Source organism: Streptomyces sp. WMMB 322 (genome assembly GCF_900090145.1).
Taxonomy (GTDB): Bacteria; Actinomycetota; Actinomycetes; order Streptomycetales; family Streptomycetaceae; genus Streptomyces.
This window is the reverse complement of the sequence record NZ_FMHI01000012.1, coordinates 165,873-177,767: the sequence shown is the minus strand read 5'-3', so window position 1 is coordinate 177,767 and position 11,895 is coordinate 165,873. Positions and strand designations below refer to the sequence as shown.

The window sequence follows — 11,895 nt, the reverse complement described above, 5'->3', positions numbered from 1 at the left end:
GGTCACTCCTCGGGTAGCGGTTGGTGGTCGAGGGCGGCTGGACGCGCCGTTCGACCAGAGTAGACACGTCCATGAGCCCTGCGGCAGAGGCAGCGGGCGGACGAGTTGGTTCCGCCGGGGGCGCCACAGCGGGCTGTGACGGTCCTGCGGCGGGGCGTGGCGGGGCGCCTGTCAGTGCATCAGCGCACCGTCTGCCCGGTGCCGCGGGTCTCGGCGAGTGCACGGAGCGCGCCGGCGTCGGCGATGGCCCGTTCCCTGGCGATTCCGGGCTGGATTCCCATGACGGGCAGGCTGGTGCCGTCGGCGAGGTCGAGACTCACCCACGGGTCGCCCTGGCGCAGGTTCACTCGGAGCACTTCCGCCCATTCGAGGCGCCGCCTGGTCGTCAGGTTGACGACGGTGACGCCGCCCTCGTCCGCGGTCACATGCGGACGGGACAGAAGCAGCAGCACGCCGAGGAAGAGCAGCCCGGTGAAGACGAAGCTGACCCGCTCCCCCGCGCCGATCGCCGGCACAGTCACTGCGACGACGGTGAGCACCACGAACAGCGCGACACCGACGGTGACGAGGACGGCACGCGTGCGCTTGGGGCGGAACGTCACGGGCAGAGGGGGCAGTTCGGTCATCCGGGGTCTCCTGGAGGACACACGGCAGTCAGATGCGGCAGGCGTGGATACCGGTGGTGAGGATGGCGCGGGCGCCCAGGTCGTACAGGTCGTCCATGATGCGCTGCGCCTCCTTCGTACGCACCATGGAGCGTACGGCGACCCATCCCTGATCGTGCAGCGGGGACACGGTGGGCGATTCGAGGCCCGGAGTCAGCGCGACGGCCGCTTCCAGGTGCTCGGCGCGGATGTCGTAGTCCATCATCACGTACCGGCGGGCGACGAGAACGCCCTGCATGCGGCGGAGGAACTGCTGGACCTTGGGGTCGTCGACGGGGGCGTCGGTGCCGCGCACGACGACCGCTTCGGAGTGCAGGATCGGCTCGCTGATGATCTCGAGCCCCGCGTTGCGCAGCGTGCTGCCCGTCTCCACGACGTCGGCGATGACTTCGGCGACGCCGAGCTGGATGGCGGTCTCCACGGCGCCGTCGAGGTGGACGACGGAGGCCTCCACGCCGTGCTCGGCGAGGTGCTTGCCGACGATGCCGGCGAAGGACGTGGCGACGGTCATGCCGCCGAACTCGCTCACGTCCTTTGCGGTGCCGGGACGGGTGGCGTAGCGGAACGTCGAGCCCGCAAAGCCCAGTTGGAGGATCTCCTCGGCCTTCGCCCCGGAGTCCAGCAGCAGGTCCCTGCCGGTGATGCCGATGTCGAGCTTGCCGGAGCCGACGTAGATCGCGATGTCGCGGGGGCGCAGGAAGAAGAACTCGACGTCGTTCTCGGCGTCGGTCAGCACCAGTTCGCGGCGGTCCTTGCGCTGCTTGTAGCCCGCTTCATGGAGCATCTCCACCGCAGGCTCGGAGAGAGAACCCTTGTTGGGGACGGCGATGCGCAGCATGGTGCGGGATTCCTTTGCGTGGGACGGTCTGGGTTGCGGGAGCTTGCGTCGGTGTGCCGGGCGGCGGGTGCGCCGGCCGGCGGCTGCGCAGCGGCGGCCGGGCGGTCTGTGGCCGTGGCCGCCGGGCGCGGGACGGATCAAAGATGAGCGTATACGTCCTCGAGGGTCACGCCGCGGGCGATCATCATGACCTGCACGTGGTAGAGGAGCTGCGAGATCTCCTCGGCCGTGCGCTCGTCCCCCTCGTACTCGGCGGCCATCCACACCTCGGCGGCCTCCTCGACGATCTTCTTGCCGATGGAGTGCACGCCCTGGGCGGCGAGTTCCGCCGTGCGTGAGGTGATGGGGTCGCCGTTGGCGGCCTTGTGCTGGAGCTCGGCGAAGAGCTCCTCGAATGTCTTGTTCGCCATGGTGTCCCAACTCTACGTGGAGGCCCGGCGGCCCCCCGCGCCCGGGTGGGGCCGCTCAGGCCACCGTGCGCAGGGCGGCGGCGGTCGCCACGGCGGCGGTGGCGGCCTCGTGGCCCTTGTCCTCGCGGGAGCCGGCCAGTCCGGCACGGTCGAGGGCCTGTTCCTCGTCGTCGCAGGTGAGGACGCCGAACCCGATGGGGACTCCGGTCTCGACACCGACCTGCGTCAGCCCCTGGGTGACTCCCTGGCAGACGTACTCGAAGTGCGGTGTGCCGCCGCGGATGACGACGCCGAGCGCGACGACCGCGTCGTACCCGGCCCGGGCAAGGGCCCCGGCCGCGACCGGCAGTTCGAAGCTGCCGGGGACGCGGATCAGCGTGGGTTCGGCGGTGCCCAGTTCCCGGGCGGCGCGCAGGGCGCCGTCCACGAGGCCGCCCATGACGGTCTCGTGCCACTGCGCTGCCACGACGGCCACGCGCAGATCGCCGCACTCCTCGACGGATACTTGGGGGGCGCCCTTGCCGCTCACGTTCCTCGCTCCTTGCTTCTGGCGGCCGATGTCCTCGGCGCCGTCGGTCCTTGTGATGCGCTGCGCCCTCGTCCGGGCGTCGCTTCGGTGGTCACTGGTTCCCGCAGGGTGAGGCGTTCCGCGCCTCCAGCCACGGCAGTTCGTGGCCCATCCGGTCGCGCTTGGTGCGCAGGTAGTGCAGGTTGTGCTCCCCGGCCTCCACGGGCATGGCCACGCGCTCGGTGACGCGCAGACCGTGGCGGGCGAGCGCGTCGGACTTCTCCGGGTTGTTGGTCATCAGCCGCAGCGACCGCACACCCAGGTCGTCGAGCATCCGGGCGGCTGCCGCGTAGTCGCGCGCGTCGGCGGGCAGCCCCAGTTCGAGGTTGGCGTCGAGGGTGTCGCGGCCGCGTTCCTGGAGCTCGTACGCGCGCAGCTTGGACAGCAGCCCGATGCCACGGCCCTCGTGTCCGCGCAGGTACACCACCACGCCTCGGCCCTCGGACTGCACGCGCTCCAGGGAGGAGTCCAGCTGCATTCCGCAGTCGCAGCGCAGCGACCCGAAGACGTCGCCCGTGAGGCACTCGGAGTGCACCCGTACCAGGACGTCCTCGCCGCCGCCCTCGGCGAGATCACCGGTGACCAGCGCGATGTGCTCCACGCCGTCGGCGGTGGAGCGGTATCCGTACGCCCGGAACTCGCCGTGGCGGGTGGGCAGCCGCGTGGCGGCCTCGCGCCGTACGGGGGGCTCCACGGTGGCGGCCGCGGGCACGGCGGGCTCCGCGGGCATTGCCCGGTGGGCGGCTTCCGCGGGCATCTCCGGCACGACGGCTTCCGCGGCCGCGGCCGGCTCCGCGGGGGCGGCGGGCCCTTCAGACACTGCGCCCTCGGCCCCGGCCCGCCCCTCGGTGGCTTCACGGTGGGCGACCAGGTCCTCGATGGAGATCACCGCGAGGCCGTGCTTGCGGGCGAACGGCAGCAGCTCGGGCAGCCGCAGCATGGTGCCGTCCTCGCCGGCGATCTCGACGATGGCCGCCGCAGGACGCAGCCCCGCCAGCCTCGCCAGGTCCACCCCGGCCTCGGTGTGCCCGGCCCGTTCCAGCACGCCGCCGGGCTTGGCACGCAGCGGGAAGACGTGCCCCGGGCGGACGAAGTCGGACGGCGCGGAACGCGGGTCGGCCAGCAGCCGGATGGTGGTGGCCCGGTCGGCGGCCGAGATGCCGGTGGTCACGCCGTGGCTGCCGGTGGCGTCCACGGAGACGGTGAAGGCCGTTCCCATCGCCTCCGAGTTCCGCTCGACCATCTGCGGCAGGTCGAGCCGGTCGAGTGCGGCGGGCTCCATCGGCGTGCAGATCAGGCCGCGGCACTCGCTCATCATGAAGGCGACGATCTCCGGGGTGACGCGCTCCGCGGCGACGATCAGGTCGCCCTCGTTCTCCCGGTTCTCGTCGTCCACGACCACAACGGGACGGCCGAGAGCGACGTCGGCTATGGCGCGCCCGACCGGGTCGAGGCTGAAGTCGTCGGGGCCGCTTCCGGGAAACCCGGGGTCCCCGCCGGTCTCTGCGTCCGTGTACCAGCCGGTGACGGCTGCGCTCATTCCTGCGCCTCCTTGCTGAGGCCCGCTCGGGCCGTTGGTGCCGGGCAGCGGCCCGGCGGTGCTGCCGGGCCCGTTCATGGACGTGCTCCTTCGACGGCGGACTCCCGCGTGGCGGAAGCCACGGGGGTGCTGATGCGGGTCCTCAGCCACCAGCTGCGCAGGCCCCACAGCACGAGCCCCAGGTAGAGGACGTAGACGAGGCCGGAGAAGGGAAGGCCGCTGCTGAAGGCCAGCGGGACGCCGACGATGTCGACCAGCAGCCAGGCGAACCAGAACTCCACGAGTCCGCGGGCCTGCGCCGTCATCGCGGCGAGGGTGCCGACGAATATGTAGGCGTCGGGCCAGGGGTTCCACGACAGTTCCGGCACGAGCGTGAAGAGCGAGCCGACGGCGAGGGTGCCCGCGACGGTGCCGGCCAGCAGCACCACGCGCTCACGCGGCCGCGCGAAGCGGACCGTGATCGCGCCGTCCTCGGCCGTGCGGTTGCCGCGGCGCCACTGCCACCAGCCCCACAGCGCGACGACGATGACCAGCAGCTGCTTGCCGACTCCGCCCGCGAGCTGCGCCGAGTAGTAGGCGCACACGAGGACGAGGCCGGCCAGCACCTGCACGGGCCAGGTGAGGACGGAGCGGCGCCAGCCCAGCGCGAGGGCGGCCAGGCCGATGACGTTGCCGATGAGGTCGGACCAGATGACGTCCTGGCCGAAGGCCGTGAAGGCCTCGGTGTTGAGCAGTCCGGGAGCGTTCACCGCACGGCTTCCTTCTCGCCGGAGGCCTCTTCCCCACGTTCCCCACGTTCCCCTCGTTCCCCACGTTCCCCTCGTTCCCCTCGGGCCACTGCCGCCGCCGTACCGGGCCCGCCGTGCGTCAGCAGCCGCTCGACGTACTTGGCCAGCACGTCGACCTCGAGGTTGACCGGGTCTCCCGGCTGCTTGATGCCGAGCGTGGTCAGCGCGAGCGTCGTCGGGATCAGGCTGACGGTGAAGTGGGTGTCACCGGCCTCGACGACGGTGAGGCTGACGCCGTCGATGGTGATGGACCCCTTCTCGACGATGTACCTGGCCAGGTCCGGGGGGATCTCGACCCGCACCGTCCCGTCCTCGGACCGCTCGGCGAGGGTGCCGGTGCCGTCGACGTGGCCCTGGACGAGGTGCCCGTCGAGCCGCCCGCCCAGCGCCATGGGCCGTTCGAGGTTGACGCGGGAGCCGGCGGTCAGGGCGCCGAGGCAGGAACGGGCCAGGGTCTCGCCGATGACGTCGGCCGTGAACTCGCCTCCGGACGTCTCGACGACGGTGAGGCAGACGCCGTTGACGGCGATCGACTCGCCGTGCCGCACGCCGTCGGTGACGAGGGGGCCGCGCAGCCGGAAGCGGGCTGCGCCCGGCAGTTCCTCCACGGCGACGACCTCACCCAGTTCTTCGACGATTCCGGTGAACACTCAGGACTCCTCGGTGGAAGCGGTGGAAGCGGGGGACGCGGTGGAAGCGGTGACCGCGGCGGAAGCGCCGGAAGCCCTGGCGCGCAGCGCCGTCGGGGGAACCGCGGTGATGCGCAGGTCCGGGCCGACGCGCACGGTCTCGGTCACCTTCAGCCGCAACGCCTGCGCGATGGTGGCGATTCCGGCGTCGCCGAGTGCGGCGGGCCCGGCGCCGAGCAGTACGGGAGCGACGTAGCCGATGACCTCGTCGACGGCTCCGGCCCCGACGAAGGCCCCGGCCAGCGCCGGACCGCCCTCGACGAGCACCGAGCGGACCTCACGCGCGTACAGGTGCTCCAGCAGCGCCGCCAGGTCGAGCCCCGGCCGGCCGCCCCCGGCGCGCGGCAGCCTCAACACCTCGGCGGTGCCTTCGAGTTCGACGGCGCCTTCGAGTCCGGCCGCGTCCTCCGCGACGGCGACGAGCGTGGGCGCGGCGTCGTCGAGGACGCGCGCACCGGGTCGTACGGCGGAGGCTTCCGTGTCGAGGACGACGCGCAGCGGCTGCACCGCCCCGGGCACGCCGCGCACGGCGAGGTGCGGGTCGTCCGTGCGTGCCGTGCCCGAGCCGACGAGCACCGCGTCGGTGCGGGCGCGCAGCCGGTGCACGTCAGCACGCGCCTCACCGGAGGTGATCCAGCGGCTCGAGCCGTCGGCTGCGGCGACGCGCCCGTCGAGCGTCGCCGCGTACTTCCAGACGACGTACGGGCGTTGCTCCCGCACGGAGGTGAGCCAGGCTGCGTTGCCGGCGGCCGCCTCGTCCGCGAGCAGTCCGTGCACCACGTCGATGCCGGCCCGGGCGAGGGTGCCCGCTCCGCCCGGCGCCGAGGGGTCGGCGACGGCGTACACGACGCGGGCGATGCCCGCCTCGATGAGGGCGAGTGAGCAGGGGCCCGTGCGGCCGGTGCGGTCGCAGGGTTCGAGGGTGACCACGGCGGTACCGCCGCGTGCGTCGTCGCCCGCTTCGGCCAGGGCGTGGATCTCGGCGTGCGGGCCGCCGGCACGCTGGTGCCACCCCTCGCCGACGGGATAGCCCTCGGAGTTGAGGACGACGCAGCCCACGACAGGGTTCGGGCTGGTGGAACCGAGTCCGCGGGAGGCGAGTTCGACGGCGCGGCGCATGGCTGCCCGTTCGGCCGGTTCGGCGGAAGGGCCTGACACTGCGGCTGCTGCGTCGGTTGCCACCGGGTCTCTCCTGCCTCTTCGGGCACGGACTCCGGGGCATGCACGGACCGTCGGGGCCGGGACACCACCACTGGGGAAGGCCGCTTCCGTGCAAAGCACGGCAGCGCCCGCCGGACGGGGCGGTGTACCGGTCTCGGCCCGCCGCGCACTGCCTCCCATCCGGACTTTCACCGTCGGTCCAGGAATTTCACCTGGTCAACCGGCCGCTGGAGGCGACCGGGTCGCGGACTGTAACCGCCGGTTCGGACTTTCACCGACCCCGGAGTGCGCTGACGTCACTGGTACGCATGCAAGTCTGCCACGGACGGGGGCGGGTCATGCTCCGGTCACCTGTGGGCTCACTCACAGCGCGTGCACGGAAGTGCATCGAGGGTGTGCGAGCGCTTTCAGTCTCTTGCAAAGACCTTGCGAAAACCCCTTGTTCGGACGGCCGAGGCCCCCCGTACAGTGGCCCGGATCGCGCAGGCCGAAGGAGTACGGGCGCGGGGGAAGGGCGCTGAAAAGGCAGCTGCCGGAGACACACGTACAGGCCGGAGGGTCCCGCATATGCAGCAGACCGCCATGGACGGCGAGACCCGCCGGGCACGGCGAGCGATCTCAGCCGTCTTCGCCGTCCACGGCGTGGTGAGCGGCAGTTTCGCAACGGCCATCCCGTGGATCCGTGAGCACCTCCAACTCGGCCACGGCTGGCTGGGGATGGCGCTGGTGTTTCTCACGGTCGGCGCCTCGGCGGCGATGCCGCTCTCCGCGCGCCTCGCTCATCGTCACGGTCCGCGCCGCTCGCTGGCGTGGCTGTCGCTGATGTGCTGTGCGGGTCTTGCGCTGCCCGCGCTCTCGCCCTCCCTGCTGTGGCTGTGCCTGATCCTCTTCGTCTACGGGTGCGGCCTCGGCCTGATGGACGTCGCGATGAACGCCCACGGTGTGCAGATCGAGGAGCGGTACGGGAAGTCGGTGATGTCCGGCCTGCACGGCATGTGGAGCGTGGGGACTCTGCTGGGCGGTGCCGGCGGCGCGCTCGCCGCGCACTCCGGTCTCGACGGGCGCGTCCATCTGGGCGTCGTGGCCCCGCTGGCCGCCGCCGCGGCGCTCGTCTCGTCCCGCTGGACGCTGGATGTGAGGGAGAAGCCGACCCCCGCGGCCGCGGAGTCGGGGGAGACCGCGGCGGCGGAGGAGCCGCCCCGGTTCGCCCTGCCGAGCCGCGCGGCGCTCACCGTCGGGCTCATCGGTTTCTTCGCGGTGTTCGCGGAGGGCTCGTCGATGGACTGGTCGGCCATCTACCTGCGCGATGTGACGAACGCCGATCCGGGCGTGGCCGCCTCGGCGTTCACCGCCTTCGCCTGCACGATGGCCGTCGCCAGGCTCCTGGGCGACGCGGTGGTGCGGCGGCTGGGGCCGGTGCGCACGGTGCGGATCAGCGGGCTGACGGCGGCTGTCGGCGCAGCGCTGGTGATGGTCGCGCGCACACCCGCGCTGGCGATCACGGGCTTCGCGCTGATCGGGATCGGCGTGGCCGTGGTGGTTCCGCTGTGCTTCGCTGCGGCGGGCCGCATTCCGTCGGCGTCGCCGGGTCAGGAGATCGCGGGCGTGGCCACGCTCGCCTACGCCTCGGGGCTGGCGGCTCCCGCCGCGGTCGGCTGGATAGCGGAGGCCACTTCGCTGTCCGCATCGTTCGGGCTGGTCACCGTGCTGCTGCTGGGGCTGGTGCTGGGCGCGGGCGTGCTGCGTCCCGAAGGGCACACGACGGCCCCGGTCGCGGGCGAGGGCTCCCCCGGGAGGCCGCAGAGCCGGCCGGCGTCCGCTCCCGAGACTTCCTGACTCCAGGGGCACTTCCCGGTCTCCCGCCCGAACGTCGCGGCCGGCCGGGCCCGTTCGCGCGCCGGTGTCCTCCGTCCGAGCGCCACGGACGCCGTATTCGCCACCGCACGCCACCGCGCCTGGCACGCTGCACCCATGACGTCAGCTGAACGGACACCCCTGCGGGAGACGGCGCCGTCGCGGCCGTACGAGACCCTCGGCCCGGTGGTGCGGCGCATGCGCGGCGTCGGTGCCCGGGTACCGCAGGGCGACGGTGTCGCGGTCTTCGGGCGGGTCTATCTCTCGGTGACGCTGGAGCTTCAACGGCGCCTGGAATCAGGCTGGTTCGGCGACCGCGCCTCCGCCGAGGACCTGGGCGCGCGCTTCGCGGGCCGCTATCTCTCAGCGGTGGAGGCGCACGGTTCCGGCCTCCGCCCTCCCGCGTCCTGGCGGCCGCTGTTCCAGATGCGCCGCCATCCCGATGTGCGTCCACTCCAGTTCGCCCTTGCGGGGATCAACGCACATGTGGGCTACGACCTGCCGCTTGCGCTGCTGGCCACCTGCGAGGTCCGGCAGGCCGAACCGTCCGCGCTGGAGGGCGACTTCGAGCGCGTCGGCGTTCTGCTGACGCTTCTGGAGGAGCGCATCCGTGAGGAGCTGATGCCGGGTCCGGACGTCCTGGACGTGGCCGATCCGCTCACGCACCTGCTCGCTTCATGGAGCCTGGAGATGGCCCGTGCGGGCGCGTGGATGGCTTTCCGCACCCTGTGGGGCCTGCGCGAACAGCCCGAACTGGCCGGGGAGTTCACCGAAGCGCTGGACGCGGGAGTCGGCCTCGCCGGGCGGTGTCTGCTCACTCCCCTGCCGCGCGGCCACTGACGGCCACGGCGGATGCCGGAGATGCGGGAAGGGGTCACCGGAGCAGAAGGGGGCTGAGGTTCTCTGGCTTCCATCTCGGATGTCCGGGGGGACTCACAACGCGCCGCGGCCATTGCCGGGCTTGCGGTTCAGCCCAGGTACGGCGCCTTGCGGTTCTCCTGGAAGTGCCGCAACCGAAGCTGCTGTGTGTGGTGCATAGGCAGCGAGTCAATGTCCTCCGGCGCGACGAACCGCAGCTCTTTGGACTCGTGCGAGACCGACAGTTCCCCTCCGACGATCCGCGCCGTGAAGCAGACATTGAACTGACGCCGCACCTCCCCATCGCTGTAGGCGATGATGTGCCGAGGGTCGGTGTAGGTGCCGACAAGGCCTGTGATCTCCACATCAAGACCAGTCTCTTCCCTGACCTCCCGCACAGCCGTTCCTGGCAGCGAGTCGTCCATCTCCATGCCCCCGCCGGGCAGGGCCCACAAGTCGTTGTCTGTCCTGCGCTGCAACAGGATGCGCCCTTGCTCGTCTGTCACGACAGCGGAGGCAGCGACGACCAGACTGTTGGGCGCTGGGGCATCGGGATCGTCATAGAACTCCGTGCGTGTCACTCGCTGCCTTCCTGTACCGGCTGCGCCGTCTCCCACACCGCGTCAAAACTCGCAGTGTAGGCGTCGAACATGCGGCTGCCCTTGTTCCGGCGAAGGTGCCACACGGGGGCCCCGTAGGCGTTGACGCCCCACATGTGCGCGTTGACCAACATCTGATCGTCAGCGCGATAGATGCTGTTGTAGAGCGTGGTGCCGTGCGTTCGCAGCTCGATGCCGGACACCCCTGTGAGCGGCCGGTAGTGCATGACGGCAAGGCGGCAGCGGGACTCGATTCCGTGCCCGAACTTCTCTTCCCTGCCGCGCTGCTGGATCTTTTCGCTGTCTGCGTCTCCCACGGCAACTCGCACGATGCAACCCTCCGCAGCACGCTCGCGCAGCAGCTCATTCAGTCCCGGGTACGCCTCGTGCAGGAACACAGCGGCGTAAACGAGAACGTCGATCCGCTCCCGTGCTGCCGCGAGCATGTCCACGAAGGCTGTCGTTGGCACGTCTGCGCGCTGCTCGTACAACGCAACCAGTTCAGGGCTCACCGCCCGTGCTGCGCGTGCCTGCCTCAGGGTCGGCCAAAGAGCGAACACGTCTTCCCCTATCGCCTCGGCGGCGCGCATGGCGGTCTCTCGGCGAGGGGTACGGCCCAAGTTCACCCAGCGCTCAACTGACTTTGGGTCAACGTCGACCTTCGATGCCAGGCCGGCATGAGTCCAGCCCCCTGCCGCCAAAGCGGCCCGCAATCTTTCGTTCGACACGCAGTCTCACCCCGGAGCACAGGACGTTGGTAGGGACGTTCTATCCACTGTGGGACGTCCCGAAGTGCCGATTGTCCATGGTTTCAACGTCCCTCGGAACCGCCGCAAGCTTGCAGCTGAGAGCGACCCGGAAGGCAAGCAGCGATGGATGCCAGCGGCAGGGGGTGCGCTGCATGCGCACGGATCACACAGCAGATGGACAAGGCAGCGCGGGAATGCGACAGGAGCGCGGAGGCGGACGCACGCGTGAAGCTGCGCCTGCACGTCAGGGAAGTGCATGGGCAGGAACTGCCGTGGCCGTGGTGAACCCGGGTTCCCTGTCCGTCCTCGCCACGCTGCTTGTCGTCGCCCTGATCCTCGCCAGTACGCCCGACTGATCAACAGGGAGAGAACATGGCCGATGTACGCGCACTACTTACGCCCGACCAGTTCGAGGACATTGCCGCGACTGTGCGGGACAACAACACCGGCATGTCCGAAGGCATGGCCGTCCGCATCGTGACGGAGGCGTTGAAGTACGTAGACGCCGTGACGCAGTTCCCTACGGTGCGCACAGCACCGTCCCGTGTCGTTGACGAGGGCTGGCATGCGCTGATCCTCCACACGGAGACGTACGCCGACCTGTGCGCACGTCTCGGTGGTTTCGTTCACCACCACCCGGAGCGCCCCGACGCTGAGCGGTTCGACCCGGACGTGCTCACGCGCACCGTGGCGGTCATCGAGCAGTCCGGGCACAGCGTCGATCAAGAGCTGTGGACGGGGCCGACCAAGGCACTCGTCGATGTTGCTGCGAAGTGCTCCCACACCCCCGTGCCGGGCGGATGCGGCCCTATCCAGCCGATGCCCAAGCCGAAGAGGGCCTAGGCTGACACTAAGGCGCAGCAGGAGAGAGGGACCGTGACGGCAGACGAGGCAGGACGCGTTGACAGGGTGATGCGCTCGCTGGGCATTCCGGGGGTAGTAGCGCCAATCGACCCGGAGGCGCCGTCCGGTGAGTGGCGCGTGTACGACCATGCAGACCCCGAGACCCGGAGCGACACAACGGCGGACGTGCTCGCTGCCATCGCTGAGCATGTGCCCGCGAAGGGTCCCGGAGGTGACGGGCCCACACGGGGCTTCATCGGCCTACCTCCCTACAACTGAGCACACAGACGGGCCCCCGGCCCCTGGTCACTTCCTCTGACCGGGACGGGGGCT

Annotated in this window: 13 protein-coding genes and 1 riboswitch; of the genes, 3 read left to right on the top strand and 10 right to left on the bottom strand. The window is 70.9% G+C overall.

The features are described 5' to 3' along the window. Nucleotides 1–179: 179 nt before the first annotated feature. From H180DRAFT_RS19615 to ribD, 8 genes are all read right to left on the bottom strand, one after another. On the bottom strand, nucleotides 180–626 hold the full coding sequence (locus tag H180DRAFT_RS19615) for a PH domain-containing protein (protein ID WP_055487396.1): 447 nt from the start codon (nucleotides 624–626) through the stop codon (nucleotides 180–182). Nucleotides 627–654: 28 nt separating this feature from the next. Continuing rightward, the gene (hisG, locus tag H180DRAFT_RS19610; RefSeq protein WP_055487395.1) at nucleotides 655–1,503 is read right to left on the bottom strand and encodes an ATP phosphoribosyltransferase; all 849 of its coding nucleotides are present in this window, start codon (nucleotides 1,501–1,503) and stop codon (nucleotides 655–657) included. 137 nt (nucleotides 1,504–1,640) lie between these two features. Further along, the gene (locus tag H180DRAFT_RS19605; RefSeq protein WP_028435962.1) at nucleotides 1,641–1,913 is read right to left on the bottom strand and encodes a phosphoribosyl-ATP diphosphatase; all 273 of its coding nucleotides are present in this window, start codon (nucleotides 1,911–1,913) and stop codon (nucleotides 1,641–1,643) included. A gap of 55 nt (nucleotides 1,914–1,968) precedes the next feature. Then, nucleotides 1,969–2,442, bottom strand: a complete 474-nt coding sequence (ribH, locus tag H180DRAFT_RS19600; protein WP_055487394.1) for a 6,7-dimethyl-8-ribityllumazine synthase — start codon at nucleotides 2,440–2,442, stop codon at nucleotides 1,969–1,971. Nucleotides 2,443–2,533: 91 nt separating this feature from the next. Beyond that, nucleotides 2,534–4,021: a bifunctional 3,4-dihydroxy-2-butanone-4-phosphate synthase/GTP cyclohydrolase II gene (locus H180DRAFT_RS19595; RefSeq protein WP_074466878.1), complete on the bottom strand. Its 1,488-nt coding sequence runs from the start codon at nucleotides 4,019–4,021 to the stop codon at nucleotides 2,534–2,536. A 74-nt stretch (nucleotides 4,022–4,095) separates the two neighbouring features. After that, nucleotides 4,096–4,770, bottom strand: coding sequence for a nicotinamide mononucleotide transporter family protein (locus H180DRAFT_RS19590; RefSeq protein ID WP_055487393.1), 675 nt, complete (start codon nucleotides 4,768–4,770; stop codon nucleotides 4,096–4,098). Then, nucleotides 4,767–5,459, bottom strand: coding sequence for a riboflavin synthase (locus H180DRAFT_RS19585; protein ID WP_079100236.1), 693 nt, complete (start codon nucleotides 5,457–5,459; stop codon nucleotides 4,767–4,769). Before H180DRAFT_RS19585 ends, H180DRAFT_RS19590 begins: the two co-directional genes overlap by 4 nt. Next, nucleotides 5,460–6,617, bottom strand: coding sequence for a bifunctional diaminohydroxyphosphoribosylaminopyrimidine deaminase/5-amino-6-(5-phosphoribosylamino)uracil reductase RibD (ribD, locus tag H180DRAFT_RS19580; RefSeq protein ID WP_055487433.1), 1,158 nt, complete (start codon nucleotides 6,615–6,617; stop codon nucleotides 5,460–5,462). 204 nt (nucleotides 6,618–6,821) lie between these two features. Beyond that, nucleotides 6,822–6,952: riboswitch (FMN riboswitch) on the bottom strand. A gap of 274 nt (nucleotides 6,953–7,226) precedes the next feature. On the opposite strand from ribD, the gene H180DRAFT_RS19575 reads away from it, so the two are divergent. After that, nucleotides 7,227–8,495, top strand: a complete 1,269-nt coding sequence (locus H180DRAFT_RS19575) for an MFS transporter (protein WP_055487392.1) — start codon at nucleotides 7,227–7,229, stop codon at nucleotides 8,493–8,495. Between the two features lie 135 nt (nucleotides 8,496–8,630). Next, nucleotides 8,631–9,353 (top strand): DUF5995 family protein, encoded by a 723-nt coding sequence (locus H180DRAFT_RS19570; RefSeq protein WP_055487391.1) that lies wholly within the window; start codon nucleotides 8,631–8,633, stop codon nucleotides 9,351–9,353. A 128-nt stretch (nucleotides 9,354–9,481) separates the two neighbouring features. Here the strand turns inward: H180DRAFT_RS19570 and H180DRAFT_RS19565 are convergent, their stop codons facing one another. Continuing rightward, entirely contained in the window at nucleotides 9,482–9,952 is a 471-nt protein-coding gene (locus H180DRAFT_RS19565; RefSeq protein WP_055487390.1) for an NUDIX domain-containing protein, read from the bottom strand. Then, nucleotides 9,949–10,698: a helix-turn-helix domain-containing protein gene (locus H180DRAFT_RS19560; RefSeq protein WP_055487389.1), complete on the bottom strand. Its 750-nt coding sequence runs from the start codon at nucleotides 10,696–10,698 to the stop codon at nucleotides 9,949–9,951. The genes H180DRAFT_RS19565 and H180DRAFT_RS19560 overlap by 4 nt, the downstream gene beginning before the upstream one ends. A 393-nt stretch (nucleotides 10,699–11,091) precedes the next feature. Between H180DRAFT_RS19560 and H180DRAFT_RS19555 the strand changes: the two genes are divergently transcribed. Continuing rightward, entirely contained in the window at nucleotides 11,092–11,562 is a 471-nt protein-coding gene (locus tag H180DRAFT_RS19555) for a glycine-rich domain-containing protein (RefSeq protein ID WP_055487388.1), read from the top strand. The last annotated feature ends 333 nt before the right edge of the window (nucleotides 11,563–11,895 follow it).

Bases quoted from the DNA above. Each gene is read 5' to 3' on its own strand.
- H180DRAFT_RS19615 (WP_055487396.1), bottom strand. From the start codon at position 626: ATGACCGAACTGCCCCCTCTGCCCGTGACGTTCCGCCCCAAGCGCACG.
- hisG (WP_055487395.1), bottom strand. From the start codon at position 1,503: ATGCTGCGCATCGCCGTCCCCAACAAGGGTTCTCTCTCCGAGCCTGCG.
- H180DRAFT_RS19605 (WP_028435962.1), bottom strand. From the start codon at position 1,913: ATGGCGAACAAGACATTCGAGGAGCTCTTCGCCGAGCTCCAGCACAAG.
- H180DRAFT_RS19595 (WP_074466878.1), bottom strand. From the start codon at position 4,021: ATGAGCGCAGCCGTCACCGGCTGGTACACGGACGCAGAGACCGGCGGG.
- ribD (WP_055487433.1), bottom strand. From the start codon at position 6,617: ATGCGCCGCGCCGTCGAACTCGCCTCCCGCGGACTCGGTTCCACCAGC.
- H180DRAFT_RS19575 (WP_055487392.1), top strand. From the start codon at position 7,227: ATGCAGCAGACCGCCATGGACGGCGAGACCCGCCGGGCACGGCGAGCG.
- H180DRAFT_RS19570 (WP_055487391.1), top strand. From the start codon at position 8,631: ATGACGTCAGCTGAACGGACACCCCTGCGGGAGACGGCGCCGTCGCGG.
- H180DRAFT_RS19555 (WP_055487388.1), top strand. From the start codon at position 11,092: ATGGCCGATGTACGCGCACTACTTACGCCCGACCAGTTCGAGGACATT.